The organism is Nocardia implantans (genome assembly GCF_035544775.1).
Lineage (GTDB): Bacteria > Actinomycetota > Actinomycetes > Mycobacteriales > Mycobacteriaceae > Nocardia > Nocardia implantans.
The window spans coordinates 344,612-369,449 of sequence record NZ_JAYKYQ010000009.1; the positions used below are offsets into that span (position 1 = coordinate 344,612).

At 68.8% G+C, this 24,838-nt stretch carries 25 protein-coding genes; 10 read left to right on the forward strand and 15 right to left on the reverse strand.

The features are described 5' to 3' along the window. Nucleotides 1–155: 155 nt before the first annotated feature. Nucleotides 156–1,520: a cytochrome P450 gene (locus tag U3653_RS22690; RefSeq protein ID WP_195081483.1), complete on the forward strand. Its 1,365-nt coding sequence runs from the start codon at nucleotides 156–158 to the stop codon at nucleotides 1,518–1,520. A 55-nt stretch (nucleotides 1,521–1,575) separates the two neighbouring features. Here U3653_RS22690 and U3653_RS22695 read toward each other — a convergent pair whose 3' ends face one another. Genes U3653_RS22695 through U3653_RS22720 form a run of 6 tightly spaced genes read right to left on the reverse strand, consistent with a single transcriptional unit; the run spans nucleotide 1,576 to nucleotide 7,628 of the window. After that, complete coding sequence (locus U3653_RS22695; RefSeq protein ID WP_195081482.1) at nucleotides 1,576–2,802, reverse strand: cytochrome P450; 1,227 nt, start codon at nucleotides 2,800–2,802, stop codon at nucleotides 1,576–1,578. Nucleotides 2,803–2,834: 32 nt separating this feature from the next. Then, nucleotides 2,835–3,959, reverse strand: coding sequence for an NAD(P)H-dependent amine dehydrogenase family protein (locus tag U3653_RS22700; RefSeq protein ID WP_195081481.1), 1,125 nt, complete (start codon nucleotides 3,957–3,959; stop codon nucleotides 2,835–2,837). A gap of 1 nt (nucleotide 3,960) precedes the next feature. Then, the gene (locus tag U3653_RS22705; protein ID WP_195081480.1) at nucleotides 3,961–5,571 is read right to left on the reverse strand and encodes an acyl-CoA synthetase; all 1,611 of its coding nucleotides are present in this window, start codon (nucleotides 5,569–5,571) and stop codon (nucleotides 3,961–3,963) included. Between the two features lie 22 nt (nucleotides 5,572–5,593). Further along, on the reverse strand, nucleotides 5,594–6,844 hold the full coding sequence (locus tag U3653_RS22710; RefSeq protein WP_195081479.1) for a hypothetical protein: 1,251 nt from the start codon (nucleotides 6,842–6,844) through the stop codon (nucleotides 5,594–5,596). Nucleotides 6,845–6,849: 5 nt separating this feature from the next. Beyond that, complete coding sequence (locus tag U3653_RS22715) at nucleotides 6,850–7,401, reverse strand: Cif family virulence factor (protein WP_195081478.1); 552 nt, start codon at nucleotides 7,399–7,401, stop codon at nucleotides 6,850–6,852. Then, nucleotides 7,401–7,628: a ferredoxin gene (locus U3653_RS22720; protein ID WP_195081477.1), complete on the reverse strand. Its 228-nt coding sequence runs from the start codon at nucleotides 7,626–7,628 to the stop codon at nucleotides 7,401–7,403. Before U3653_RS22720 ends, U3653_RS22715 begins: the two co-directional genes overlap by 1 nt. A gap of 509 nt (nucleotides 7,629–8,137) precedes the next feature. On the opposite strand from U3653_RS22720, the gene U3653_RS22725 reads away from it, so the two are divergent. Both U3653_RS22725 and U3653_RS22730 read left to right on the forward strand, forming a co-directional pair. Beyond that, nucleotides 8,138–9,013, forward strand: a complete 876-nt coding sequence (locus U3653_RS22725; protein WP_195081476.1) for an LLM class F420-dependent oxidoreductase — start codon at nucleotides 8,138–8,140, stop codon at nucleotides 9,011–9,013. An 80-nt stretch (nucleotides 9,014–9,093) separates the two neighbouring features. Next, nucleotides 9,094–9,672 (forward strand): TetR/AcrR family transcriptional regulator, encoded by a 579-nt coding sequence (locus tag U3653_RS22730; protein ID WP_195081475.1) that lies wholly within the window; start codon nucleotides 9,094–9,096, stop codon nucleotides 9,670–9,672. A 14-nt stretch (nucleotides 9,673–9,686) separates the two neighbouring features. Here the strand turns inward: U3653_RS22730 and U3653_RS22735 are convergent, their stop codons facing one another. Further along, the gene (locus tag U3653_RS22735; protein WP_195081474.1) at nucleotides 9,687–10,553 is read right to left on the reverse strand and encodes a mycofactocin-coupled SDR family oxidoreductase; all 867 of its coding nucleotides are present in this window, start codon (nucleotides 10,551–10,553) and stop codon (nucleotides 9,687–9,689) included. 176 nt (nucleotides 10,554–10,729) lie between these two features. Here U3653_RS22735 and U3653_RS22740 point away from each other — a divergent pair, with 176 nt between their 5' ends. From U3653_RS22740 to U3653_RS22750, 3 genes are all read left to right on the forward strand, one after another. Beyond that, entirely contained in the window at nucleotides 10,730–11,215 is a 486-nt protein-coding gene (locus U3653_RS22740) for a nitroreductase family deazaflavin-dependent oxidoreductase (protein ID WP_195081473.1), read from the forward strand. Nucleotides 11,216–11,354: 139 nt separating this feature from the next. Then, nucleotides 11,355–11,723, forward strand: coding sequence for a helix-turn-helix domain-containing protein (locus U3653_RS22745; RefSeq protein ID WP_195081472.1), 369 nt, complete (start codon nucleotides 11,355–11,357; stop codon nucleotides 11,721–11,723). 194 nt (nucleotides 11,724–11,917) lie between these two features. Continuing rightward, the gene (locus U3653_RS22750) at nucleotides 11,918–12,685 is read left to right on the forward strand and encodes a DUF8020 domain-containing protein (RefSeq protein WP_195081471.1); all 768 of its coding nucleotides are present in this window, start codon (nucleotides 11,918–11,920) and stop codon (nucleotides 12,683–12,685) included. Between the two features lie 57 nt (nucleotides 12,686–12,742). Here U3653_RS22750 and U3653_RS22755 read toward each other — a convergent pair whose 3' ends face one another. Further along, complete coding sequence (locus U3653_RS22755; RefSeq protein WP_195081470.1) at nucleotides 12,743–13,237, reverse strand: hypothetical protein; 495 nt, start codon at nucleotides 13,235–13,237, stop codon at nucleotides 12,743–12,745. Between the two features lie 283 nt (nucleotides 13,238–13,520). Here U3653_RS22755 and U3653_RS22760 point away from each other — a divergent pair, with 283 nt between their 5' ends. Then, nucleotides 13,521–14,087: a DUF6968 family protein gene (locus U3653_RS22760; protein ID WP_195081469.1), complete on the forward strand. Its 567-nt coding sequence runs from the start codon at nucleotides 13,521–13,523 to the stop codon at nucleotides 14,085–14,087. 196 nt (nucleotides 14,088–14,283) lie between these two features. Then, a complete protein-coding gene (locus tag U3653_RS22765) occupies nucleotides 14,284–15,651 on the forward strand; it encodes a WS/DGAT/MGAT family O-acyltransferase (RefSeq protein ID WP_195081468.1) in 1,368 nt (455 codons plus the stop codon). Nucleotides 15,652–15,691: 40 nt separating this feature from the next. On the opposite strand, the gene U3653_RS22770 is transcribed toward U3653_RS22765, so the two are convergent. Continuing rightward, nucleotides 15,692–17,803: an AMP-binding protein gene (locus U3653_RS22770; RefSeq protein ID WP_397071049.1), complete on the reverse strand. Its 2,112-nt coding sequence runs from the start codon at nucleotides 17,801–17,803 to the stop codon at nucleotides 15,692–15,694. Between the two features lie 293 nt (nucleotides 17,804–18,096). Here U3653_RS22770 and U3653_RS22775 point away from each other — a divergent pair, with 293 nt between their 5' ends. Further along, nucleotides 18,097–18,330 (forward strand): hypothetical protein, encoded by a 234-nt coding sequence (locus tag U3653_RS22775; RefSeq protein WP_195081467.1) that lies wholly within the window; start codon nucleotides 18,097–18,099, stop codon nucleotides 18,328–18,330. 4 nt (nucleotides 18,331–18,334) lie between these two features. Here U3653_RS22775 and U3653_RS22780 read toward each other — a convergent pair whose 3' ends face one another. From U3653_RS22780 to U3653_RS22790, 3 genes are read right to left on the reverse strand one after another with little or no spacing between them, the layout of a single operon-like run. Then, nucleotides 18,335–19,177, reverse strand: a complete 843-nt coding sequence (locus U3653_RS22780; RefSeq protein WP_195081466.1) for an RNA polymerase sigma factor SigF — start codon at nucleotides 19,175–19,177, stop codon at nucleotides 18,335–18,337. Next, entirely contained in the window at nucleotides 19,167–19,631 is a 465-nt protein-coding gene (locus U3653_RS22785) for an anti-sigma factor (RefSeq protein ID WP_195081465.1), read from the reverse strand. Before U3653_RS22785 ends, U3653_RS22780 begins: the two co-directional genes overlap by 11 nt. Beyond that, the gene (locus U3653_RS22790; protein ID WP_195081464.1) at nucleotides 19,604–20,083 is read right to left on the reverse strand and encodes a Dps family protein; all 480 of its coding nucleotides are present in this window, start codon (nucleotides 20,081–20,083) and stop codon (nucleotides 19,604–19,606) included. The genes U3653_RS22785 and U3653_RS22790 overlap by 28 nt, the downstream gene beginning before the upstream one ends. A gap of 200 nt (nucleotides 20,084–20,283) precedes the next feature. Between U3653_RS22790 and U3653_RS22795 the strand changes: the two genes are divergently transcribed. Then, the gene (locus U3653_RS22795) at nucleotides 20,284–21,771 is read left to right on the forward strand and encodes a mannitol dehydrogenase family protein (RefSeq protein ID WP_435406582.1); all 1,488 of its coding nucleotides are present in this window, start codon (nucleotides 20,284–20,286) and stop codon (nucleotides 21,769–21,771) included. Here U3653_RS22795 and U3653_RS22800 read toward each other — a convergent pair. The 3 genes from U3653_RS22800 to cmk all read right to left on the reverse strand — a co-directional run bounded on the left by U3653_RS22800 (nucleotide 21,768) and on the right by cmk (nucleotide 24,836). Further along, entirely contained in the window at nucleotides 21,768–22,526 is a 759-nt protein-coding gene (locus tag U3653_RS22800; protein ID WP_195081463.1) for an acyl-[acyl-carrier-protein] thioesterase, read from the reverse strand. The genes U3653_RS22795 and U3653_RS22800 overlap by 4 nt on opposite strands. A gap of 187 nt (nucleotides 22,527–22,713) precedes the next feature. After that, complete coding sequence (gene der / locus U3653_RS22805; RefSeq protein WP_195081462.1) at nucleotides 22,714–24,132, reverse strand: ribosome biogenesis GTPase Der; 1,419 nt, start codon at nucleotides 24,130–24,132, stop codon at nucleotides 22,714–22,716. Then, nucleotides 24,129–24,836 carry a (d)CMP kinase gene (cmk, locus tag U3653_RS22810; protein WP_195081776.1) on the reverse strand — a complete coding sequence of 236 codons (708 nt, stop codon included), beginning with the start codon at nucleotides 24,834–24,836 and terminating at the stop codon, nucleotides 24,129–24,131. Before cmk ends, der begins: the two co-directional genes overlap by 4 nt. Nucleotides 24,837–24,838: the final 2 nt, after the last annotated feature.

Here is a 24,838-nt window from a genome sequence, read left to right on the forward strand (position 1 = left end):
ACTTCTCGTCGCGGGCTGTGCGCAGACGGCGGCACACCTGTGGCCGCACAGGCGACGGTCACGGTCGGCGTCTTGCCGGAGGCTCGCTAACCGTAGTACTGTCCAGACACGTGTCCATCATAAAACTCGGACACTTATCTGGGGAAGGATTTCCAATGACTCTGGTGAAACCACGCCGGGTATCCGGAGGCGACCACGAGCACGGTCATCTGGAGGAGTTCCGCGTCGATCCGATCGGGCTGATGCGCCGGGTCCGCGCGGAATGCGGTGACGTCGGCTCGTTCGATCTGGCCGGGCGCCAGGTCATCCTGCTGTCGGGCGCGGAGGCCAACGAATTCTTCTTCCGCGCAGGCGACGACGATCTGGACCAGGCCGCCGCCTACCCCTTCATGAAGCCGATCTTCGGCGAGGGCGTCGTCTTCGACGCCAGTCCGGAACGCCGCAAGGAGATGCTGCACAACCAGGCGCTGCGCGCCGAGCACATGCGCGGGCACGCCGCCACCATCGCCCGCGAGGTGGAACGGATGCTGGCGCGCTGGGGCGAGGAGGGCGAGATCGACCTGCTCGACTTCTTCGCCGAACTGACCATCTACACCTCCTCGGCGTGCCTGATCGGCGTGAAGTTCCGCAACGACCTCGACGACCGCTTCGCCCACCTCTACCACGACCTGGAACGCGGCACCGACGCGCTGGCCTACGTCGACCCCTACGCGCCCATCGAGAGTTTCCGCCGCCGCGACCAGGCGCGGGCCGAGCTCGTCGAACTGGTGCAGGCGATCATGGATCGGCGGGCCGCCGACCCGCCGACCGGCAAGGACGACCGGGACATGCTTGACGTGCTCATCTCGATCCCCGGCGAGGACGGCGCACCGCGCTTCAGCGCCAGCGAGATCACCGGCATCTTCATCTCCATGATGTTCGCCGGCCATCACACCACCTCCGGCACGGCGGCCTGGACGATCATCGAACTGCTGCGCCACCCCGAGGTGCTCGACCGGGTCGTCGCCGAACTCGACGAACTCTACGCCGACGGCTCGGACATCAGCTTCGGCGCGCTGCGCCAGATCCCGGTACTGGAATCCGTGCTCAAGGAGACGCTGCGCCTGCACCCGCCGCTGATCATCCTGATGCGGGTGGCCCGCGGCGAATTCGACGTCTGCGGTCATCGCATCGAACCCGGCGATCACGTCGCTGCCACTCCCGCCATCTCCAACCGCATCCCGGAGGACTTCCCCGATCCGGACACGTTCGATCCCGGCCGCTACATCGATCCCAACCAGGCCGACCTCGTCAACCGCTGGACCTGGATTCCGTTCGGCGCGGGCCGCCACCGCTGCGTCGGCGCGGCGTTCGCGCTGATGCAGCTGAAGGCGATCTTCTCGCTGCTGCTGCGGGACTGGGAATTCGAGATGACCCAGCAGCCGGACAGCTACCGCAACGACCACTCCAAGATGGTCGTGCAGCTCGCGCAGCCATGCACCGTCCGTTACCGCAGGCGCCGCAAGGACGGCGACAGCTGACCGGCCGGACACGCGGCGGGCTCCCCGTCGGGTGACGGGGAGCCCGCGCCCGGCGCTATTCGTAGCGCACCCGCCAGCTCTTGATGCCGTTGATCCACCCCGACCGCAGCCGCACCGGCTCGGATTCCTGGCGCAGGCCGGGCATCGCGTCGGCGATGGCGTTGAACATCAGATCGATCTCCAGCCGGGCGAGGTTCGCGCCGACGCAATAATGCGTGCCGGTGCCGCCGAAACCCACGTGCGGGTTCGGGTCGCGCAGCACGTCGAAGGTGAACGGATCCGCGAACCCGTCCTCGTCGAAGTTGGCCGAGCTGTAGAACAATCCGAGCCGCTCTCCCTGGCGGATCCGCTGCCCGCCCAGTTCCAGGTCTTCCGTCGCGGTGCGCTGAAAGGCGGTCACCGGGGTCGCCCACCGCACGATCTCGTCGGGCGCGGTGCGCGGACGCTGCTGCCGGTAGAGCTCCCACTGCTCGGGCCGGTCGACGAACGCCTTCATGCCGTGGGTGATGGCATTGCGAGTGGTCTCGTTGCCCGCCACGGCGAGCAGGATGACGAAGAAGCCGAATTCGTCGGAGCCGAGCGCCTCACCGTCGACGTCGGCGTGCACCAGCTCGCTGACGATGTCGCCCACCGGGCACGCGCGGCGCTGCTCGGCCATGTTCCAGGCGTAACCGAGGATCTCGGCCGATGCCATCGCGGGATCGCCGTACTCGGGATCGTCGTAGTTGAGCATCTGGTTGGACCAGTCGAACAACTTGCGCCGATCCTCCTGCGGCACCCCGATCAGCTCGGCGATGGCCTGCAACGGCAGCTCGCACGCGACCTGCTCGACGAAGTCGCCGCCGCCGGACTTCTTGGCCTCGTGCACGATCCGCGCGGCGCGTTCGGTCAGCGCCGCCCGCAGGCTCTCCACCGCACGCGGGGTGAACCCCTTGGCGATGATCCGCCGGATCTTGGAGTGCTTGGGCGGGTCCATGTTCACCAGCAGAGCGCCGGTGAGCGCCATCTGCTCCGGGGTGATGTCGCCGGGCAGGCGGATGATGGCCCCTTTCCGCTCGGAGGAGAACAGCTCGGGATGTCTGGAGATCTCCTTGATGTCGGCGAGCTTGCTGACCACCCAGTAGCCGCCGTCGCGGAAACCACCGGAGGTCTCGTCGGATTGCGCGTTCCACCACACCGGGGCGGTGCGGCGCAGCTGCGCGAATTCCTGTACCGGACTTCGGTTCTCCCACAGCGCCGGGTCGGTGAAATCGAATCCGACGGGTAATGCCGGTGCTGCCATTGCTACCTCCTGGATGAAAACGTGCGAGCCGGTCAGCGCGAAGGACGACGCGCGACGCCGGTATCCGCCGCGGCGGGCGAAGCGCAGGCCGCGTCGCCGCCGGTTCCGCGCAGCCATGCGGCGGCGCGACCGGCGACGAGCGGCAGGTCGAGATAGGTCCGCACGCCGGGCTCGGCGGCGACCACGTAGGGGATCGAGTTCACGCAGTGCATGGCCGTGGCCACGATGCCGAGGTTGCGCACCAGACCGGCGGCGGCGCTGTGCGCGTGCATGCCGGTGAACGTCACCGTCGCGCCGGGATCACCCACGACCTCGACCTCGTATCGCTCCCCCGCCGGCCCGAAGGTCCACGGTGGATCGAGGTGCTCGGTGCCCATGAACCAATTCACCGCGGCCGTGATCACCGGAGCGCCGCGAACGGTCCCTTCCCAGCGGAAGCGCTGCGCGGCGACACGCCCCGGCGCGATCGGTCCGATGGGCGAATCGATCGGCGCGGTGGCCACCGCCATGTCGTGCGTCACCCGCAACCGCTCGTCGAGCGCGATGCCGAGCGCTTCGGCGATCATCCACACCGACTGGCTGTAGCCGCCTGCGAGCACGTTCGCCATGACGCTGGTCGCGGCCTGTTCCGGCGTGGCGCCGAACAGCATCCAGTCCCGGACCACCTCTGGCGCGCCGTAGGTGCGGATATCGGAGAACTCTTCGGCGCGCACCGCGGTGATCGAGCCCGACAGCGCCGATACCACCAGCGGGATCTTCTCGGTGATGCCGCCCGGATGTATCCCGGTACCGTGCAAGGTGACTCCGGCCGCACGGCACAGCTCGTCGTAGCGTTGCCGCTCCGCGCGGCGCGGATGGAACCAGCCCAGCGGTGTGACGACGTTCTTGCCGGACCGCAGAATCGCGCGCATCGTCTCCGGGGCGGCCGTGAAGGGGCTGTAGAGCACGCAGTCGGCCTGCGTGGCGAGCAAGCGGTCGGCGTCGGTGCTCGCGCGCACCCCGATCGGCGCGCGGCCGACGAGTTCGCCCAGGTCCATGCCGTCCTTGTCCGCGCTGTGCACCCAGGCTCCGGCCAGTTCCAGCTCCGGATGGTCGAGAATGCCCTCGATGGCGGCCCGCCCGACTCCGCCGGTGGCCCATTGGATCACCCGGATCATGTCAGTCCGCCTTGTGGTCGGGCCCGCGCGCGGCGACGTACTGCTTGGCCCACCGGTAGTCGGGTTTGCCGCTGGGCGCCCGCACGATGGCGTCGGCGACCCAGATCTGTTTGGGCACTTTGTATCCGGCCAGGAAGCGGCGCACGTGCGCCTGCAGTTCCGTGAACTCCACCGGCCCGGGGCCGGACAACGACACCACCGCCGCGACCTGATGCCCCCAGCGTTCGTGCGGCACGCCGATCACCACCGCGTCGAAGATCGCGTCGTGCGCCTTCACCACGCTTTCGACCTCTTCGACGAACACCTTCTCGCCGCCGGTGTTGATCACCATGTTGCCGCGGCCGATCAGCGTGATCGACCCGTCGGCCTCGGCGCGGGCCCGGTCGTCGGTGACGACCATGCGCACGCCGTCGACGGTCTTGAACAGCCGCTCGGTCTTGCCGGGGTCCTTGTAGTAGCCGATCGGCACGTTGCCGGTCTTGGCCAGCCAGCCTTCCGAGCCGGGCGCGACGGGGCGGCCGTCGTCGTCCACCACGACCGCGCCGCGACCGGTCTGCACGCGGGGGCCGCGTGCCGGATCATCGTCCTTCTGGGCGAAACCGATGCCGCCGAACCCGGTTTCCGACGATCCGATGGAGTCCGAGACGACCGCCCACGAGAACATCTCCAGCAGCGTGTTCTTCACCGGCTGCGACAGCAGCGCGGCGCCGGAGGCGATCGCCAGCAGCGAGGAGGCGTCCACCGGCTCGCTGCGGTACGCCTCGATCAAGGGTCTGGCCATGGCGTCGCCGGTGATCACCATGACCTGCGGGCGTTGCTCGGCGACGGTCCGCCAGACGCGGGCGGCGTCGAAGCGGGATTCGAAGATCACCGTGTTGCCCGACCACAGCGCGGTGAAGGTCGGCATCATGGCGGCGGCGTGGATCAGCGGCGGCAGCACCAGCCAGGCGCTCGGATCCGCCTGAGCGCCGGTGCGGGACTGCTGGAACTCGTCGGCGACCGGCTCGCCGGTGTAGAAGTCGATGCCGCCACCGAGCACGCGCCACATGTCCTCTTGCCGCCACATGACGCCTTTCGGCATGCCGGTCGTCCCGCCGGTGTACATCATGAACAGGTCGTCGGCGCTGCGTTCGACGATCGGACGGTCTGTCGCCGCGGCGGCGAGGGCCGACTCGTACTGCGTCGCCGCGGCATCGTCCGCTTCCGGCGTGAACTCGTCGGCGACGCGGATCGTGTGCCGCAACCCCGGCGTGCGCTGCCGGGCCTCCTGGACGGCTTCGCTGTAACAGCAGTGGTGCACGAGCACCTCGAGGTCGGCGTTGTCGTAGACGTAGGCCAGTTCCGCGACGCCGTACCGGTAATTGATGTTGATCGGCACGGCGGCGAGTTTGAAGCACGCGATCAGCGTCTCCATCGTCTCGACGCTGTTGTGCATCTGGAAACCCACGTGCGTCCCGGCGCCGACGCCGATACTCGCCAGATGGTGCGCGAGCCGATTGGCGCGGACGTCGAGCTCACGGTAGGTCACGCGGCGGCCGGACCGGACGAGAGCCACCCGCTCGGGCATGGCGTCCACGGAGTGCTCGAAGAGGTCGGCGAAGTTGTTGGCCATGTCGTTCCATCTCTGGGTGCGGTCAGACGACGGTGAGCGGAAGGGGTATCCCCCGGTCGGTGAAGGTGAAGGCGGCGCCGGTGCTGAACCGGGTCAGCGCGACCTCCGTCGCCTCCCGGAACGGTGTGTCACCGAGCGTGACGGCGGCGCGCCAGCCGTCCTCGCCCGCGGCGACGACCTCGGCGGAGAAACGCGGATTCACGCCGCGGACCAGGGCATTCAGCGGCTGCACGTGCTCGGGGTCGAGCATCGACGCCCACGTGCCGTCGGTGTGCGCGCCGCTGGCGGCCGGGAACGTCACCGTGACCGTGTCGCCGGTGTGCGCGATCTCGATTCCGGTGTAGGGCAATGGATTCAGCGCCGGATGCAACCGCAGCACCGTCGCCAGCGCGGCGGCGTCGTCGCCGAGGCCGAGGCAATCGCGCAGGCGTTCACTGGTGAGGCCGGCGATACCAGCGAACTGCTTGCGCCCGATCTCCAGCGCGGCATCGGCGTCGGCCCGGGCGCGCACCGCGATCAGGAAACCGAGGGTGAGCAGGTGATGTTGCAGGCAGACCTCGTCGGCGAGGCGGACCAGCGCGGAGCGGGAGAAGTCCGCGAAGCGCACATCGCTGAGCAACGGTCCCGAGTAGTCCGGCCGCCCTTCGTCGGCGGGGTCGATGGCGGCCAGCTCCAGTCCGGCCGCCACCGACCCGGCGACCAACTCGGCGTTGGGCGGCACCGGCGGCGGCACGTGGGCCGGGTCGATGACGACCGTCCACGCGCACACCGGTTTCCGATCGGCGGGACGGCGGGGCGGGCGGTGGATCGGCCGGACCTGGGCGTGCGGATTGGTGGCCAGCGCGGTCGCGTCGAAGGTCGGATCCTCGATGTCGTGACACATCGACACGACGAAGTCCTCGCCCATCGGTTCCACGTCGGCGAGCGCACCGCAGTGGTCGAGCCAGAACTCGCCGTGGTGGTGGTCGTCGACCCGGAAACGGAAGTCCATGAACTGCGGTGGCGCGCCGATGTCCAATTGCAGTCCCTTGAAGATGGTCTCCACGCCGTCGCCGGTGAAGCCGAGCGCGCGCTGCATGCGCCGGGTGTAGACCGGGCTGGCCACCTGCCACTCCTCGATGGCGATCGCGGTCATGCCTTCGCGGCCGAACGCGGCGATCGAGTGCGCCATGCCGGAGCGATCGATGAGGTGCCCGCACAGGAGCAGTTCGGGCAGCAGCGCGGCCAGCGTCGCGCGGTCGAGGCAGGCGAATCGGCTCGGTGATCCGGTCATGTCGGTCACCACAGCGCGACGGGCGATTCGCCGATGCGATACCAGCCCGGCAGCGGCTGCCCCGACACCGAGCGCTCGATGCGCTTCTGCATGCCAGGGGTGATGGCCTTGTTCGTGATCATCTCCAGAAACAGCGCCGAGACGTTGCCGAAGTCGAAGAAGTCGCGCTGCCAGGACCATTGGAAGTCGCCGCCGTAGCGGAACCAGCTGCCGCCGATGCCCTCGGGCGAATAGTTGCGCCCATCGGGCCGCTTGGCCTCGCTGATCTGCTTCCAGAACCCGATGACGGTGCCGGTGCGGTCGTCGACGACGAATTCCTGGTACGGGTAGGTCCAGCCCTCCAGCCCGGCCATCTCCTGGCCGAGGGCGAGGTCGCGGATCTCGTCGCGTCCGACGGCCATGAACTCCTGCGTCGGGCCGTAGTTCCAGCCGTAGGTGGCGTCCTCGGTGTACATCTGCGCGAGGGGCTTCCAGTCGCCCTTTTCCTCGCAGCGCTGGTTCTCCGTGATCCAGCGCTGGATCATCTCGTCGAGCTCGGCGCGGTCGAAACCTGGCATCAGTCGGTACCTTTCGGAGAGGAGTCGGTCGCGTCTTCGTCGGCGATCGACAGGGCTTGGGTCGGGCAGTAGCGGATCGCGTCCGCCACGGCGGCCCGCAGTCCGGCGTCCGGCACGTCGCGCAGGATTTCGACCTGGCCGCGTCTGGGCACCGTGAACACCTCGGGAGCCTCGGCTTGGCAGACCGCGTGCCCTTGGCACAGATCCAGGTCGGCGCGGATTCTCACGACCGGCTCCGCACGGGTTCGCACAGTGATTCGCGGAGCCGCCCGGGTGGGCGGCGCGTCGGGTGTCCGTGCCGCGACAACGCCCGGAGTCCGAGGTCAGGGTCGGCATACCGCGCAGCTTCTTCCGGCGGCCGCCGATACGCCGGATGCGAGTCGTCGTACGGGCCGAACACCAGCGGGTCCACCTCAGCCGTCATCGCCCACCCTCCGAATTCGATAACAAGTTCTCAACGATGATCGTCCGCACGACCCGCCGAAGAGACACATAGCTGGACATGTGTCTGGACGGTACCACTGACAGTTTTTCAGGACAATCCCGAAAGCGGGAACTCGCGAGAAGAAAGTCGCCGCGGCGCCACCAGGCCGACTCGCAGGAAAATCAAGAACACGTTCTTGTAGGCGTATCGCCATTCGGACTATATTCCACACAGGTGTCCAGACACGGCGTGTCGCCGTGCGCCTCACCGCCACGACAGTTCGTCGAACGACCAGACAAGGCGAGGATCCCCATGCGCTTCGGCATCGTCCTGTTCACCAGCGATCGCGGCATCACCCCCGCCGCGGCGGCCGGAGCCGCCGAGGAAGCGGGCTTCGCCTCCTTCTACGTCCCCGAACACACCCACATCCCGGTGGCGCGCAACGCGGCGCACCCGCAGACCGGTGACGCTTCGCTCCCGGACGACCGCTACCTGCGCACGCTCGACCCATGGGTCGCGCTGTCCATGGCGGCGGCCGTCACCGAGCGCATCGAACTGGCCACCGCCGTCGCGCTCCCGGTGGAGCACGACCCGATCACCCTGGCCAAGACGATCGCCTCCCTGGACCACCTCTCCGGCGGCCGGGTCGTGCTCGGGGCCGGATTCGGCTGGAACACCGACGAACTCGCCGACCACGGCGTGCCCGCGCACAAGCGGCGCACGGTGCTGCGCGAATATCTGGCGGCGATGCGGGCGCTGTGGAGCCGGGACGAGGCCGGTTTCGACGGCGAGTACGTCAGCTTCGGCCCGAGCTGGGCATGGCCGAAACCGGTGCGGCGTTCGGTTCCGGTGCTGATCGGCGCGGCCGGCACCGAACGCACGTTCCGCTGGATAGCCGAGTCCGCCGACGGCTGGATCACCACGCCGGGGGAAACACAGATCTCCGATCGTCTCGCGTCATTGCACGAGATCTGGCGGCAGGCCGGGCGGCCGGGACGTCCGCGCGTGGTGGCCCTCGATTACAAGCCGGACGCGCGACGCCTGGCCGAGTGGGACCGCGCCGGCGTCACCGACGTCGTGTACGGACTGCCGGACAAGGACGAGCCCGCGGTGCTCGCCTACCTCGAGCGGTTGTCCGGCAAACTCACCGGCCTCGGCCTGCCGCTCGGCGCGGCACATCAGGCGTAGCGCCGACAGTCCCAGACGGCGATCGATTTCCGCAGCGTGGAAGTTGCTGGAACGACATCGCGACACTACCATCTAGACACATGTCCGAAAAGTATTCCAGAACCGTGGAGGCAACGCGGCGGCGCCTGTCCGGAAAGCAGGCCGACACCGTCGAGAAGCTCACCAGATCGGCGATGGAAGTGCTTTCCCGCGAGGGCTTCGCGGGCATGACCATCCGAATGGTGGCCGCCAACGCCAAAGTCGGCACCGCCACCGCCTACACCTATTTCTCCTCCAAGGAGCATTTGGTCGCGGAGATCTTCTGGCGCAGGCTGCGCGCGGCGCCGTCGCCGGTGAGCGAGGACCGGGACGCCACCGTGCGCGTGATCGCCGAACTCCGCGGCATCGCGCTGCTCGTCGCCGACGAACCCGCATTGTCCGGCGCGGTCACCAGCGCGCTGCTCGGCCGCGATCCCGACGTGGAACATTTGCGGGCCCGCATCGGCCTGGAAATTCGCGAGCGGATCGCGCACGCGTTGTCCGGAAATCCGGACCCGGACATCGTGAAATCGCTCGAATTACTCTATGCGGGGGCGCTGGTACACGCCGGTATGGGTTATGAATCCTATGCCGACATCGCGGACCGCCTCGAGCGGTCCGCGATGCTCATTCTGAAGTGACAGCGCTTTTCGCGTCACTGCCCGGCGAGACCCAGTTTCAGCGACGCCCCGCCGTCGACGAACATCTGCAAGCCCGTCACATAGCGCGATTCGTCGGAAGCCAGGAACGTGACCGCATGCGAGATGTCCGAGGATTCGACGAAGGGAATCGGCATGGCCTGCATGAACGGAAAGGTCACCTCGGCGTCCTCCCGCGTCGGATTCCGCACGTCCGGACGGAAGATCTGGTACATCCCGGGGTTGTGCAGCATGTCGGTGTCGACGTTCGTCGGGTGCACCGCGTTGATGCGGATCGAACTCGGGCCGAGCGTCAATGCCAAAGTCTGCGTGTAGGAACGGATCATCTTCTTCGACAAGCCGTAGCCGTCGCCGCCGGGACCTTGCAGCGCCTGCTGGCCGTTGAATCCGGTCTGCGGCACCAGGCCCGCGACCGAGCCGGTCACGATGATCGACGCGCCCGCGCCCAGATGTGGCAGCGCGGCGTGCACGGTGTTCACCACGCCGACGAAGTTGACGTCGAAGACGTCGACGAAGCCTTGCAACGGCACGTGGTGCCCCAGCGGGCAGATCCCGGCGTTCGCCACGACCACGTCCAAGCGCCCGAGTTCGGCCACCGCCTGCGCGATCGCCTCCTGCACCGCGGTCCGATCCCGCACGTCCACCTTCCTGGCCACCACCCTACGACCGGTCTCGGCGACCAGATCCTCGGTCTCGGCGAGATCCGCTTCGGTCGCCAGCGGGTATTCGTTGCTGGCGATATCGGCGCAGATGTCGAAGGCGATGATGTCGGCGCCCTCTTCGGCCAGGGCCAGCGCGTGGCTGCGGCCCTGCCCGCGTCCGGCACCGGTCACCAGGACGACTTTGCCACTGACCCGATCCATGTTTCCTCCACCGTGCTCTCCGCCGGTTGCCGTGACCCCTGCGACGCGCCCGGCACGTCTATGGAATAGTAACCGGACAACTGTCTGGACGATACTACGGACAAAGGTATGGATCAATCATTCGACACCGCCCCCGATGCCACCGCCGCACTCCGGCCCGAAGGGGGTGAGCGCTGATGCCGAACCGACCGCGCAACCTCGATTCGCCGCTGGTCACGACCGTCATCAAATACATGTCCAGGGCGCAGACCTGGGCATACCGCCGGACCGGAGGGCGCGTCGGCGGTCGATGGCGGATCGGCGCCGGTTTCCGTAAGCCGGTACCGACCTTGTTGCTCGAGCATCGGGGCCGCAAATCGGGCAAGCTGTTCACCGCCCCGCTGCTGTACCTCGTCGACGGCCCCGACCTGGTGGTGGTCGCCTCCCAAGGCGGGTTGCCCGATCATCCGCAGTGGTACTTCAACCTCCTGGCACACCCCACGACCCGGGTGCAGATCGGTGCCGAGCACCGTCGCGTCCGCGCCAGGGTGGCGAGCCCGGAGGAAAAGAATCGCTTGTGGCCCTTGCTCGTAGACCTCTACGCGGACTTCGACACCTACCAATCCTGGACCGAGCGCGAGATACCGGTGCTGATTCTGCAACCGGAGGACAGCTCGGACTGACCCGGCGCGTCGAGCGAGGTCCGCACCCGCGCTCCCCCATGATGTTCAGCGTTCCCGGCGCGGTGGGCGCCGCCCGCCCGCCGGAGCAGTGCGACGCAATCGATCGACTCGACCGAGGATGGGAGAGCGTGTGGCGAAAATGGGTAGGCGGAAGCGGTCCAGGCTGATCACCAGCGGAATGCTGCGGGAGAAGCACCGCGAGGAGGAGACGGTCGCACCGGCGCGGCCGGCGCGGGATGAGGCAGCCGAGACGGCCGTCGCGTTCGATCTCGACGCGCTGGCCACGCGCGTGCGTGCGCGGCGGCGAGAGATGAAATGGACCCAGGCGGACGTGGCGGGCAACGGCGGCCCGCCGGCCAAGGTGATCAGCGAGATCGAGCGGTCCCGCAATCCACGGCCGGATGCCGATGTCCTCGACCGGCTCGACACGGGACTCGAATGGCCGCCCGGCACCAGCGCGACGATCCTGCGCGCCGAGCGGGCAAGCGAACTCGCCGCTGCCCGCTGAGCCGGAGGATCCGAATCACGGCCGGTCGGAGAATTTTTCGCTATCTCCGACCGGTCGAGCCGGAACGCTCATAGGTTGCTGTGGGCGCTGCTAGGCTGCTCAGCGACCCTAGACGACTGCTCTTGCGCCGCCGGAGTGCGCGGGTCCGGCCGTGCTGGACGCAGGTGTGAACCCGATGAAGGAATGGACGAAACATGCAACTCCGCGGCATCACTGCGGCAGCGATACTCGCCATCGGCTCGCTGACCGTCGGCGCGGGCGTCGCGCACGCCGAGCCCGCCCCCGACATCACCTACTCGGCCAAGCTCATCGATCAGACGGTGGTCGCCGCGCTCAGGGGCGGAACCTTCGAATTGTCCAAGGCGCTGCGCGATCAGCCCGCGGGCGACGAGAACGCTCGACTAACCGAGCGCGACGGGGTGCTCGTCGATCACACCGGCGCCCCGGCCGACATCGCGCAAGTGATCGACGTGGTCGACGTCCGCGACCGCGACGGCCACGTCGCGATGACGCTGCCGCTCGACTTCCGGATCGCGGGCACCGTCATCCCGGTCCGCCCGGAGCTGAAGAAGGACAGCACGGTGCTCGAGCTGAAGCCGACCAGGCCCGACGGCATCGCGATCACCGAGCCGCTGGTGGCCAAGCCGGTCGCCTCCATGACCGAGAACCAGCGCGCGAGGGACGAATTCGCCAGCCAGTTCGGACTCGCCACCGCCATCGGCGGTTTCGTCGGCACCGCCATCGGCGCCACGATCGGCTGCCTGGTGACCATCGCCGTCGGTTGCGTGGCCGGTCTGCTGACCGGCGCGAGCCTCGGCGGCATCCTGGGAACCATCGCGGTCGGCGGACCCACGCTCGTCGTGGCCGGCGTCGATCTGCTCACCACGCTGCAGGCGGCCGACGGCACCACTCGCTTCGCCGACAAGCCGGTCCAGTCCGCTCCGGCCCAACCCGCCAAGTAGCTCGATCCCGGCGGCGCGCCGCATGCCGCCGGGCGAGACCTCCGACCGACCGCGCCGCTACAGCGGCGCGGTCGTCGTGTTCGAGCGGCCCACCCGCTCGTCGTTGATCAGGTGATAGGCGCGCCCCAGATCGTCGAGCGCACGCTCCCATCTGGTGTCCGCGTCCCGGCCGCGCGGATTGCGGCTCAGCAGCAGCAGCGCCTCGGCCGCGTCCGTCGACCGCGCGGCGGCGTCCAGCAGGACCGGCACCGGATCCACGGTGGTGCCCGCCGCCAGCGCGCCGATGCGGTCGTGCAGCCAGTGCGCGTCGAAACGCACCTGCTCCGTGGGGTTCTCGCCGTTCACCGGCAGGGTGCTGACCGCGGCGGCCCGTGCCGCCTCCTCCTCGTCCATCGTCGTGGTGACCACGTGGCGCAGTTCGCTGCTCGCGATCCGGTGTAGCAAACCGATCAGTAGGACACGTTCGGCGTCAGGACCGTGCAGACCCGTGTCGCCCACGCGTGCGCCGACCTCGTCCGGGTCGACGCGCAAGATCGACAGAACCGCTCGCAACTGCGCAATCGTTACCACTTCGTCCGCCCCTCCTCATCGTCGCGGCCCCACCAACACACCCTCGGCGACAGCCTGCCAAACGCGGGGCGTGTTAACCGTTCGGTAGCCCTTTTGCCGATACGGCGTGTCTCCGCGCTGCGGTCAAGGTCACCTGCAACCGCAGGATAAACCCGGGGCGAACTTGGGTACTCCACATTGCATGAGAGCGATATCGGCGCGGGTCACTGGTGACACGACCACGTCCGCAGTGCGCGAATCCGAGCACAGCGGTGCGATCGCGAGCATGAAGTGGCGGCGGATCAGAGAGGTGATCGCCACCCGCACCGTCTCCGATGCCACGCGAGAAGTCTCCATCGAGGTGGGCAAACCGCAGATGGCGCCGGGTGACACCGGTGTGGTGTGCGGTTTCCGCATCCAGGGCATCGGCGAACGATGGGCGCACGGCGTCGATTCCATCGCCGCGCTCTACCGCGCGTTCCAGGAGATCGCGCACGAGCTGCGGCAAGCGAACAGCCACGGCGCGCATTTCCCGGTGACCGATCCCTCCGATCCCGGCTTCCCCGCCGCCCCCACCCGGCCCTCGCGCGCCGCCACGACGGTGACCAGCGAGCCGCAGGCGCTCATCGCCGCGCGCACCCTGCACGATGCCGACAGCTCGTTGTCGATCATCATCGGCAGGCCGTATCTGGCGGCCGACCGGCGCGAGCACCTGTGCCGATTCCACATCAGCAGGCAGGGCGCGTCGCTGGCCAGCGGCGTCGACGAGATCCAGGCGCTGCACACCGCGATCAGCATGATCAGCGAACGTCTCGAACTGCCGCAGGACTGGCCGGTCAGCCGCCTGTCCTGAGGCAGGCCCGCACAATTCCGCGACGAACCGCCCAGCCGGTCCGGATTCGGCACCGAATCAATCGGTGATGGATCGTCGGCCGACCGGCACAGCTCTCCCGCGCCGTGGGCAGTCCGGCGACCTTCCACGTCCGCAACCGAACCGTGGCGCAACCGAACCGTGGCGCAGCCGCGGCGTCGCCAGGAGGGAACTGCCCATGGAATTCATCTCGCCGGTGGACGCCCTGTTCCTCATCGCGGAATCACGCGAGCATCCGATGCACGTCGGTTCGCTGTCGATCTTCGACCCGGTCGATGGCACCGGACCCGAATTCGCCAGGCGCGCGTACGCCACACTGGCGGCCGACCAGAACTTCCACCCCACGTTCCGCAAGCGCCCGGCTCGCCTGTTCGGCACCCCGCAGCTGGCCTGGACCGTGGACAGCGCCGTCGAACTCGACTACCACGTGCAGCGATGGGCGCTGCCGGAACCGGGTGGCCTGGACGCCGTGACCGAGGTGGCCGCGGGACTGCACAGCAGGCTGCTCGACCGGCACCGGCCGCTGTGGGAGGCGCATCTGATCGAAGGGCTCGCCGGCGACCGGGTCGGCTTGTACGCGAAGATGCACCACGCACTCATCGACGGCGTCGGCGCCCAACGGCTGTTGCAGCGAACGCTCACCACCGACCCGGAATCCGGCGAAGCGCTGGTGCCCTGGCATCTTCCGCCCTCGACCGGCCGCAGCGCGCACGCACCGCGGGAGCGGCAGACCCTCACCGGCCGGGCGCGCGCACTGCTCGCCGCCGCGGGCTCGGCGCCATCGGCTTTGCGCCTGGCCCGTACCGCGCTGCTGGAGCAGCAGTTGACGCTGCCCTTCGCCGCACCGCGCACCATGTTCAACGTCCCGATCGGCGGGGCCCGCCGCTGCGCAGCCCGCTCCTGGCCGCTGGACCGGATCCGGCAGGTCAAGAAGATGACCGGCACCACGCTCAACGACGTGGTACTGGCCATGTCGGCCGGCGCGCTGCGCGCCTATCTGCTCGAACACCTCGCCCTGCCGGACAAGCCGCTGATCGCCATGGTGCCGGTCTCGCTGCGTCCCGAATCCGACGACGGTGACGGCGGGGGCAACGCGGTGGCCGCGCTGCTGTGCAATCTGGCCACCGACCTGCCCGATCCGGCCGCGCGGCTGGCGGCGATCAGCTCCTCGATGCATCGCAGCAAAGAGATCTACCGCGCGCTGTCCCCCGTCCAGGCCGTCTCGCTGTCGGCGCTGACGCTCAGTCCGCTCGCCCTGTCGCTGCTGCTTCCCGCCACGGCCGCGCTGACCAGCCCGCCGTTCAACATCGTCATCTCCAACATCCCCGGGCCGCGCGAACCGCAGTACTGGAACGGCGCGCGCGTCGCGGCCAGCTATCCGCTGTCGATCCCGCTCGACGGGCAGGCGGTGAACATCACCCTCACCAGCAATGCCGACAGCCTGGACATCGGCATCGTCGCCTGCCGTCGCGGCGTGCCGGACGTGGCCAGGCTGCTCGATCACCTGGAGACCGCGCTGACCGACTTGGAGGACACCGTCTACTGAGACCTGCCGGGCCCGGCAGGCGGGAGCGCCGCCGGACAGGTCAGGGCGATCCGGCGGTGCCGAGACCGTTGATCGACGGCGGCAGCTCCGGCTCGGTCGCGCCGGGACCGGCGAGCAAGCGCTTGAGGATCTTGCCGGTGTCGCCACGCGGCAGCGCCGAGAGGAAGGTGACATCGCGCGGCACCGAGAAGCGGCTCAAGCGGTTGCGGATGTAGGTGCGCACCATATCCGAATCGAGGCCGGAGCCTTCGCGTTTCACCACGAACGCCGCCAGTCGCTGACCGAATTCGCGGTCCGGCACACCCACTACGGCGACGTCGCTGACCTGCGGCAGGTGCGCGAGCGCCTCCTCGACCGGGCGGGGGAAGACGTTCTCGCCGCCGGAGATGATCATCTCGTCGTCCCGTCCGGCGATGAACAGCCGGCCCGCGGCGTCGAGGTAGCCGAGGTCGCCGGTGTCGAGCATGCCGTGCGCCTCGTCCGGCGGCGCCGAGTTGACGTAGCCGTCGAACAGCATGTGGTTGCCGACGAAGATGTGCCCGGTCGCGCCGATCGGCAGCCTGCGGTGGTCGGGTCCGAGCACGGCGACCTTCGTGCCGAGCGGCGGCCGCCCCGCCGTGGTCGGCGAGGTGTGCAGGTCCTCGGGCGTGGCGATCGTCGCCCAGGAGACCTCGGTGGAGCCGTAGACGTTGTAGAGGACGTCGCCGTAGGTCTCCATGAATCGCTCGACGGTCGCACCGGCCAGCGGCGCACCGCAGCTGATCATGTGCCGCAGGCTGGAGGTGTCGTAGCGAGCGCGCACGTGCGCGGGCAGGTCGAGGATGCGCTGCACCATGGTCGGCACCACGATCACCGTGTTGACCCGGTGCTCGGCGATGCGGCGCAGGCAGTCCTCCGCGTCGAACCGCTCGGCCAGCACCACGGTCGCGCGCAGCGCGGTGCTCAGTTGCAGGCCGGCCAGCCCCCAGGTGTGGAACAGCGGCGCGGGGATCAGCATGGTCTCGTTCATCTGCATCGGGATGCGCGACAGCAGTGCCGCGATGGACCCGAAGCCCTTCGGATGCGGCCTGCGCGCGCCCTTCGGCGTCCCGCTGGTCCCGGAGGTGAGCACGATCAGCCGTCCCGGCTGGGCAGGCGTGCGGAACGTCGTGTGCCCCTCGGCCACGAGCTGGTTCACGGTCGTCCGGTCCGGCGCGGGAGGACGCTCGTCGGTGTTGTACCGCGGGATGTCGGCGTGCAGATAGCGCACCAATTCCTCCAGGTCGCCATCGACGAACAGCGCCGAGAGGCGATCGCGCTGGACGATCTCCTCGATGGTTCGCCCGGCCAGCCCGGCGTTCAGCAGGGCCACGTCCACGCCCAATTTACCTGCGGCGACCATGCATTCGACCATGGCCGCGTGGTTGCGCGCCAGCAGTCCGACGGCGTCGCCAGGACCGAGGCCGTGCGCGGCCATCGCGCCGGCCAGCGCGTTGGTGCGCTCGTGCATGTCGGCGAAGGACCGGGTGCCGCGGTCGTCGATGATCGCGGTCCGATCCGGGGCGTACGCCGCGCCCGCCGCGTACCCGCCCGCCAGGTTGAAACCCCACTTCGCCAGGGAGCGAAGCTGTTTGAGACTCCGATCCAGGCGAACCGGCAGCACGACGCCGGTGGCCACCATCTGCCGCGCCACGCCCGCGTTGCGCCGGATCGGCGAATCCTCGCCGTTGACGACCAGGGAGGTCCGCGCGCCCTTGGCGACGTCGGCCACCCGCTTCAGTCCGCTCTTGGTCCACTCCGCGATCGCCACGTTGGACAGCTCGGCCACCCGCGGGTGCACCCGGCTCGGCGCGAAATAGGTGACCGTGATCTTGGTGCGCTCCTCGTCGCCGTGCAGCCGCACCGACGCGAAACTGCCTAAAGCGGCGTACTGCATCTCGAAGCTCTCGTACCACCGGCCCACGCTCACCCGGATCTGGTGGGTGCGAATGCCCGACGCGTAGGTGCCGACGCGCATCTGCCAGACCACATTGCCGTCGGCGGACTGGATCTGCTCGCACGCGCCGATACCGGTGAACATACGCGGATACGTCTGCGGTTCGAGCAGCAGATCCCAGATGGTCTTGCGGGCGATCGCGAATTCGGCGACTACGTCGATGACATCGGTAACCAACTTGTGCACTTCTCGTCGGCCGGTTCGAAGAACTTCGGGTCGGCGGGTAGCTCCTTTGTAACGTCAGTCACAGGCGAGGTCAAGTAGCCGGGGCGCCGTCCCCACTACCAGCGATACGCAGGGAATACGCTGCGATTGCCCAGCATTCACCTGCGCCTGGGAACCGGCCCAAATCACCCGCGCGGCACCTGTGAATCAGCCCAATGATCACCGAAACTCCCGCCGGGCGCCGGGCGCCGATCCTAACGTCGCAGACGCCTGCTCGGCAGGACCGCACGCTGGCTGGAGAGGTTATGGACGACAAGCCCGCACGACGAATCGCGCACTCCCGCGCCGAGGAGATCCTCGACTTCTTCGGCAAATGCCGAGCGTGCGGATATCCCGCTTACGCGGAGACCACCACGGTGCGCTACGACAACGGCGACCTGGAGACCAAAGTCATCGCCAGCTGCGCCTTACCCTGCGGCTGGACCGGTGAGGTGTCCGCGACGCCGATGACCGGCTCGGTCGTCCGTCCGAGCACGTGATGGATCACGCCGCGCTCGACACGAGTTGTTCTTCCGGGCCGAGCGCTCGTTCGCGCAGGTCCTTGAGAATCCTGGCCAGGATGCGCGAGACCTGCATCTGCGAAACGCCCAGTTCTTCGGCGATCTGACTCTGGGTCCGCGACTCGTAGAAACGCATGATCAGCACCTGCCGATCGCGCGGCGGCAACTCCGCGATCAGCGGACGCACGGCCATCGCCTGCTCCAGCAGGTCGTAGCAGGGTTCCTCGGCGCCCAGCGTGTCGGCCAGCGACTGCGGCGCGCCGTCGCCGTCCTCCCGCCCGGCCGCGTCCAGCGAGTTGGCCTGGTAGGCGTTGCCCGCGATGAGCGCTTGAGTGACCTCACCGAGGTCGACGTCCAGTTCCTCGGCGATCTCCCTCGCCGTCGGCATCCGCCCGAGGCGGTGCGACAACGTCTCCGTGGCCGGGCCGATGCGCAGCTGAATCTCCTTGAGGCGGCGCGGCACTCGCAGCGACCACGTGTGGTCGCGGAAGTGCCTGCGTACCTCGCCCATGATGGTGGGGACCGCGAATCCCAGGAAGGAACTGCCGCGCGAGACGTCGAACCGGTCCACCGCGAGCACCAGCCCGACCCGGGCGATCTGCAGCAGATCCTCATAGGACTCACCGCGGCCGGAGAACTTCCTGGCGATGTGCTCGGCCAGCGGAAGACACCGCCGGGTCACCTCCTCGCGCAGCGCCGCGCGATGCGGATCACCCTCGTCCATCGCGGCCAGCTTCTCGAACCACGGCTCGATGTTGTCGTAGCTGTCGCCGCCACGGGCGCGGCCTGCCGCGTCATTTCCGTCGGTCGTGAACTCACGTGTCATCAAATGGTCCTCGTTCCCAACTGAATTCGATAACGGTCGGGTACCCGCCGAGTTCGGAATCAAAAGGGTCACGAGAAATCGAGAGGGAACGGGTGAGCATGCGGACCAATTCCCAGCTCAGCGGATCGCCGTGCACGTCGTCATCGAACGCGGCCACGGCGTCGACGCGCACGCTCATCCGGCCCGCGCCGTAGGTGAACGCGCAGCCGAGCATCGAGCCGGGCATGGCGTCCCCCAGCAGCATCGTGGCCGCCTCGTTGATCGCCAAGCGGATGTCCGACGCCGCGTCGAGGGGCAGTTCGGCCACCAGGCACACGGTGTCGGTCATCGCGCGGATCAGGGCGAGCTGTCGCGCTTCGGCGGGGATCCGCACCGCGACCGCGGTCTCGGTGGCAGGCGCGCCGAACGCGCACGTGATCACCCGCATCAGGCCGTGGCGAGCTGCGCTTGCCACATCCAGTGCAACTGTTCCAGCCGCGCCGCGATCGCCAGGAACAGATCCTGGGTCACCGGATCGGCCTTCTCGGTCGCCGCGATGCGCTCACGCAGCCGCTTGATGACGGCGGCGAGGTTGCCGACGATCGCGTCGATGACGTCGGTGTCCTGTTGCCAACCCTCGCCGATGCCGATCGCGCCGGAACTCTTGGCCACGCTCGCCGCGCGCCCGTCCGGGCTCACGCCGACGGCGGTGGCGCGTTCCGCGGCGGAGTCGGTGAACTCCCGTGCCACGGTCACCAATTCGTCCAGCGCCAAGTGCACCGAGCGGAAGTTGGAGCCGACCACGTTCCAGTGCGCCTGCTTCGCGATCAGCGACAGGTCGATCAGGTCGACCACGGTTGCCTGGAGCGTTTCGCCCGCGATGCGCTGCTGCTCCGGGTCCAGCGTGCTGGTGATGGGTTGAGACATCGCATTCAGCCTTTCTGCCGTCGATCGGGTCACGGACGGTCTACCCAGCTCCACGGCGATAAACCTCCCGGTGGCCGACCCCACCGGGCGAAACGGGGTAATCGCCCCGGCCCGATCAACCGCCCATGCGGGCCGCGTGACGAGGGTTTACGGGCCGCCGCTGCACTATGGTGTGATCCACACGACACGGGAGGTGCGGGATGCCGGAACCCACGGCCACGCCCTTGCGGGCGGCGACGATGACCGGCTTCGCCGATCGTGTCTCGACACCGGGCTACGACCGATCTCGGATCAGCACGGGCATAGTGCATTTCGGTGTCGGCGGATTTCATCGGGCTCACCAGGCGATGTACGTCGACCGCTTGCTCGAACGCGGCCTCGGCGACGAGTGGGGCATCTGCGGAGTCGGCGTGCTCCCCGGCGATCGGCGCATGCGCGACGTGCTGCGGGCGCAGGACGGCTTGTACACGCTGTCGACGGTCGCGCCGGACGGCACGTGGACCACGCGTACGATCGGCTCGCTGGTCGAATACCGCTACGCTCCGGACGATCCCGAGGCCGTGGTGACGAAGCTCACCGATCCGGCCACCCGCATCGTCTCGCTGACCATCACCGAAGGCGGCTACCACATCGACGCCGCTACCAGGGAATTCGACCCGGACGACCCCGGAATCCGCGCCGACCTGGCCGGGAACGCGCCGCCGTGTACCGTCTTCGGCCTCGTCACCGAAGCGCTGGCCCGCCGCCGATCCCGCGGTGTCGCGCCGTTCACCGTGCTGTCCTGCGACAACATCGAGGGTAACGGGAACGTCGCGCGCCGGATGTTCGGCGCGTTCGCCGGGCTGCGCGATCCCGGGCTCGGAGCCTTCGTGGCCGAGCAGGTGCGCTTCCCCAATTCGATGGTGGACCGGATAACCCCGGTGACCCCGCCGGGGGCGACCGGCGAGATCGAGCGGCGCTACGGGCTCACCGACCGCTGGCCGGTGGTGACCGAGCCGTTCGCCCAGTGGGTGCTGGAGGATTCCTTCGCTCTCGGCCTCCCGGCCCTCGAGGAGGTCGGCGTGCAGGTCGTCGCCGACGTCACCCCGTACGAACTGATGAAACTGCGGTTGCTGAACGCGAGCCACCAGGCGCTGTGCTACTTCGGGTACCTCAGCGGATACCGGCTGGTGCACGAAGCCGCCCAGGATCCGGCCTTCCGGCGGTTCCTGACGCGCTACATGGACGCCGAGGCGACGCCGACGCTGCGCGCGGTACCCGGCGTAGACCTGGGCGACTACAAGCGGACGCTGCTCGACCGGTTCGCGAACCCCGCGATCGGCGACACCATCGCCCGGTTGTGCGCGGAATCCTCCGACCGGATCCCGAAGTGGCTGCTGCCGGTGGTGCGGGCACAGCTGGCCGCCGGCGGCCCGATCGACTGTGCGGCGGCGGTCGTCGCGAGCTGGGCCCGCTATGCCGAGGGCGTGGACGAGCAGGGTCAGCCGATCGAGGTCGTCGACCAGCTCCGCGATCGGCTGGTTCCCCTGGCCCGGCGGCAACGGCAGCAGCCGACCGCTTTCCTGGGCGAGCGCTCGCTGTTCGGCGACCTGGGCGATCATCCCCGGTTCGTGGCCGCGTATCTGGCGGCTCTGGAGAGCCTGCGCACCCGAGGAGCGCGCGCCACCGTCGAACAGTTGGCCGGTTAGCGCGAGGTGACCCGGGCGACCGCCCGGCAGTCCGTGCCGACGGCGAACCACACGTCCAAGCTCGAGTCGGTGCGGCGGGCGACCAGTTCGACGTCCTCGCCGGACCGCACCGGTTTCCCGTACTCGACCACCACGCGGTGCGGGCCCGATTTCAGTTCGGCGTGATCAGCGAGCACTTCTTCCAGCGCGGTGAGGTAGACCGCGTTGTTCATATGGTCGAGCAGGTCGATGTCGGTGACCCGGAGAGGGAAGGGCCGGATCTGCACGCCGGGCTCGTCCGCCGCGGGCATGGGATCGGTGAGTTCGGCCTTCCAGCGCAGCCGGTGCTCGGTCGTGCAGGCCAGCATGGGCGCGAGGAACCGGTCGCTCATCCGAGTCGGCACGCCGGATTCGGTGCCGAAATGGATCAGGAAACTCTCGGTCTCCACCAGCCCGCCCGCGCTGCCGCCGATCTGGACCCGCATCGCGCACCACCGGGTGGACGTCGCCGAAGGCCACCGCCGCAACGTCGCCCGCTCGCCGAAGCCGAGCGGCTTGAGCGCGTCGATCACCGTCCTGCGGATCACCCACAGGCGATGGATATCGCCGTCCTCCAGGACGTCGAGGTGGTCGTAGCCGACATCCTGCAGGTAGCGCGCGACACCGTCCAAGCGCAGGCGCTGCTCGCGATCGGTGTCGGCGAGGCGCACGGGCCATCCCGTCTCGAACGGAGTCAGGACGGCCGGTGGTTCCGGCAGGACGCTGGGAATGACCATGCCCGGATGATGCCAGGTGTTTGCCGCCATCGCGAAGCGTACTGGCCATATCGTCACGTATACGAGAGAATATCGGCTCCCATTAGGCATTTTGCCCGAATCATCAGCGGAGAAAAGCGACTCGCCAATAGGTAGCCAGACTGCGGGCGGCGAGGCCGGGACATGCCAGAGGCCTCGCCGTCGTCGCCTACTTCTTCGAGCGATCCCGCTTCTCGCGCACCCGCACCGAGATACGGACCGGCGAGCCGTCGAAACCGAATTCCTCGCGCAACCTGCGCTCCAGGAAACGCCGGTAGCCCGCCTCGAGGAAGCCGGTGGTGAACAGCACGAACGTGGGCGGCCGCGTGGTCGCCTGGGTGGCGAACAGCACGCGGGGCAGCCTGCCGCCGCGCATCGGCGGCGGCGTCGCGGCGATCACGTCCTTCAGCCACGTGTTGAGCCTGCCCGTCGGGATGCGCTTGTCCCACGATTCCAGCGCGGTCTCCATCGCGGGCACCAGCTTCTGCACCGCGCGGCCGGTGTGGGCGGAGATGTTCACCCGCTGCGCCCACGGCACCCGAACCAGTTCGCGGTCGACCTCGCGTTCCAGTTGCAGGCGGCGGTCCTCGTCGACCAGGTCCCACTTGTTGAACGCCAGCACCAGCGCCCGCCCGGAATCGGCGACCATGCTGATCACCCGCAGGTCCTGTTCGGTGATCGGCTGGGAGGCGTCGATCAGCATGATCGCCACCTCCGATGCCTCCAGCGCGGACTTGGTGCGCAGCGAGGCGTAGAACTCGGTGCCGCTGGCATTGGCCACCTTGCGGCGCAGCCCGGCGGTGTCGATGAACTTCCACACCTTGCCGCCCAGTTCGACGAGGGAGTCGACCGGGTCGACCGTGGTGCCCGCGACATCGTGCACCACGGAACGCTCGTCGTTGGCCAGCTTGTTGAGCAGGCTGGACTTGCCGACGTTCGGCTTGCCGACCAGCGCCACCCGACGCGGACCGGCACCCCCGGTCCCCTCGCGCGGGGTCTCCGGGAGCACCGCGAGCACGTCGTCGAGCAGGTCACCGGTGCCGCGGCCGTGCGCGGCGCTGACCATGCGTGGCTCGCCGAGTCCCAGCGACCACAGCGCCGCCGCTTCCGCTTCCACCCGCTGGTCGTCGACCTTGTTGGCGACCAGGATCACCGGCACCGAGGAGCGGCGCAGCTTCTTCACCGCCGCCTCGTCGGTGGCGGTGGCGCCGACCACGGCGTCGACCACGAGCAGGATCGCGTCGGCGGTCTGCATGGCCAGCTCGGCCTGGCGGGCCACCGATTGCTGCAATCCCTTCGCGTCGGGCTCCCAGCCGCCGGTGTCCTGCACCAGGAACCGGCGACCGGCCCAGTTCGCCTCGTAGGACACGCGGTCGCGGGTTACTCCCGGGATGTCCTCCACGACCGCTTCCCTGCGGCCGAGGATGCGGTTGACCAGGGTCGACTTGCCCACGTTCGGGCGTCCGACCACGGCCAGCGTCGGCATCGCGACATGCGCGGAGTCCTCGAACTCACCCTCGAGATCGGTCAGTTCCCAGTCGGCTTCGTCGCTCCAGACGCCGTCGCCGGCCAGCACGTCCCCGTTCATCGGTCCCCTCCGGCTCCGTATGCGGCGACCTGCTGCGCGACCACGCCGTACAGCTCGTCGATCACCTCGTCCATGGACAGTTCGCTGGTGTCGACCGGTACCGCGTCCTCGGCGGGACGCAGCGGGGACACCTTGCGGGTCGAGTCGAGCGTGTCGCGGCGCTGCACGTCGGCGAGCACGCCCGCGTAGTCGTCGCCCCGGCCCTCGGCGATGTTCTGCTGATTGCGCCGGTGCGCCCGCGCCTCGGCGGAAGCGGTCAGGTAGATCTTGGCGTCCGCGGCCGGCAGCACGACGGTGCCGATGTCGCGGCCCTCGACCACGATGCGGCCCGCCGCCGCCGTGATCTCGCGTTGCATGGCGACCAGCAGTTCACGCACCTCCGGCACCGCGGAGACCGCGGAGACCGCCTTGGTGACGGCGTCGCCGCGAATCTCCGATCGCACGTCCTCGCCGTCCAGCTCGATCACCTCGCGGCTGGGATCGGTGCCGATGGACAGCGGCAGCTCCTTGACCGCGGCGGCGATGGCCGCGGTGTCGGTCAGTTCGATGCCTGCGCGCAGCACGCGCAGCGTCGCCACCCGGTACATCGCGCCGGTGTCGAGGTAGCGGGCGCCGAGCCGGGTGGCCAGGCGCCGTGACACGCTCGACTTCCCGGTACCAGAAGGCCCGTCCATGGCGACCACCAGTGGGCTCGTACCGGCCATCC

Excerpts from the sequence above, each read along its gene's own strand:
- U3653_RS22700 (WP_195081481.1), bottom strand. The coding sequence starts at position 3,959 with ATGATCCGGGTGATCCAATGGGCCACCGGCGGAGTCGGGCGGGCCGCC.
- U3653_RS22780 (WP_195081466.1), bottom strand. The coding sequence starts at position 19,177 with ATGACACGTGAGTTCACGACCGACGGAAATGACGCGGCAGGCCGCGCC.
- U3653_RS22790 (WP_195081464.1), bottom strand. The coding sequence starts at position 20,083 with ATGTCTCAACCCATCACCAGCACGCTGGACCCGGAGCAGCAGCGCATC.
- der (WP_195081462.1), bottom strand. The coding sequence starts at position 24,132 with ATGAACGGGGACGTGCTGGCCGGCGACGGCGTCTGGAGCGACGAAGCC.
- U3653_RS22695 (WP_195081482.1), bottom strand. The coding sequence starts at position 2,802 with ATGGCAGCACCGGCATTACCCGTCGGATTCGATTTCACCGACCCGGCG.
- U3653_RS22735 (WP_195081474.1), bottom strand. The coding sequence starts at position 10,553 with ATGGATCGGGTCAGTGGCAAAGTCGTCCTGGTGACCGGTGCCGGACGC.
- U3653_RS22750 (WP_195081471.1), top strand. The coding sequence starts at position 11,918 with ATGCAACTCCGCGGCATCACTGCGGCAGCGATACTCGCCATCGGCTCG.
- U3653_RS22740 (WP_195081473.1), top strand. The coding sequence starts at position 10,730 with ATGCCGAACCGACCGCGCAACCTCGATTCGCCGCTGGTCACGACCGTC.
- U3653_RS22715 (WP_195081478.1), bottom strand. The coding sequence starts at position 7,401 with ATGCCAGGTTTCGACCGCGCCGAGCTCGACGAGATGATCCAGCGCTGG.
- U3653_RS22800 (WP_195081463.1), bottom strand. The coding sequence starts at position 22,526 with ATGGTCATTCCCAGCGTCCTGCCGGAACCACCGGCCGTCCTGACTCCG.
- U3653_RS22690 (WP_195081483.1), top strand. The coding sequence starts at position 156 with ATGACTCTGGTGAAACCACGCCGGGTATCCGGAGGCGACCACGAGCAC.
- U3653_RS22705 (WP_195081480.1), bottom strand. The coding sequence starts at position 5,571 with ATGGCCAACAACTTCGCCGACCTCTTCGAGCACTCCGTGGACGCCATG.
- U3653_RS22795 (WP_435406582.1), top strand. The coding sequence starts at position 20,284 with ATGCCGGAACCCACGGCCACGCCCTTGCGGGCGGCGACGATGACCGGC.
- U3653_RS22710 (WP_195081479.1), bottom strand. The coding sequence starts at position 6,844 with ATGACCGGATCACCGAGCCGATTCGCCTGCCTCGACCGCGCGACGCTG.
- U3653_RS22745 (WP_195081472.1), top strand. The coding sequence starts at position 11,355 with ATGGGTAGGCGGAAGCGGTCCAGGCTGATCACCAGCGGAATGCTGCGG.
- U3653_RS22765 (WP_195081468.1), top strand. The coding sequence starts at position 14,284 with ATGGAATTCATCTCGCCGGTGGACGCCCTGTTCCTCATCGCGGAATCA.
- cmk (WP_195081776.1), bottom strand. The coding sequence starts at position 24,836 with ATGGCCGGTACGAGCCCACTGGTGGTCGCCATGGACGGGCCTTCTGGT.
- U3653_RS22730 (WP_195081475.1), top strand. The coding sequence starts at position 9,094 with ATGTCCGAAAAGTATTCCAGAACCGTGGAGGCAACGCGGCGGCGCCTG.
- U3653_RS22725 (WP_195081476.1), top strand. The coding sequence starts at position 8,138 with ATGCGCTTCGGCATCGTCCTGTTCACCAGCGATCGCGGCATCACCCCC.
- U3653_RS22760 (WP_195081469.1), top strand. The coding sequence starts at position 13,521 with ATGAAGTGGCGGCGGATCAGAGAGGTGATCGCCACCCGCACCGTCTCC.
- U3653_RS22775 (WP_195081467.1), top strand. The coding sequence starts at position 18,097 with ATGGACGACAAGCCCGCACGACGAATCGCGCACTCCCGCGCCGAGGAG.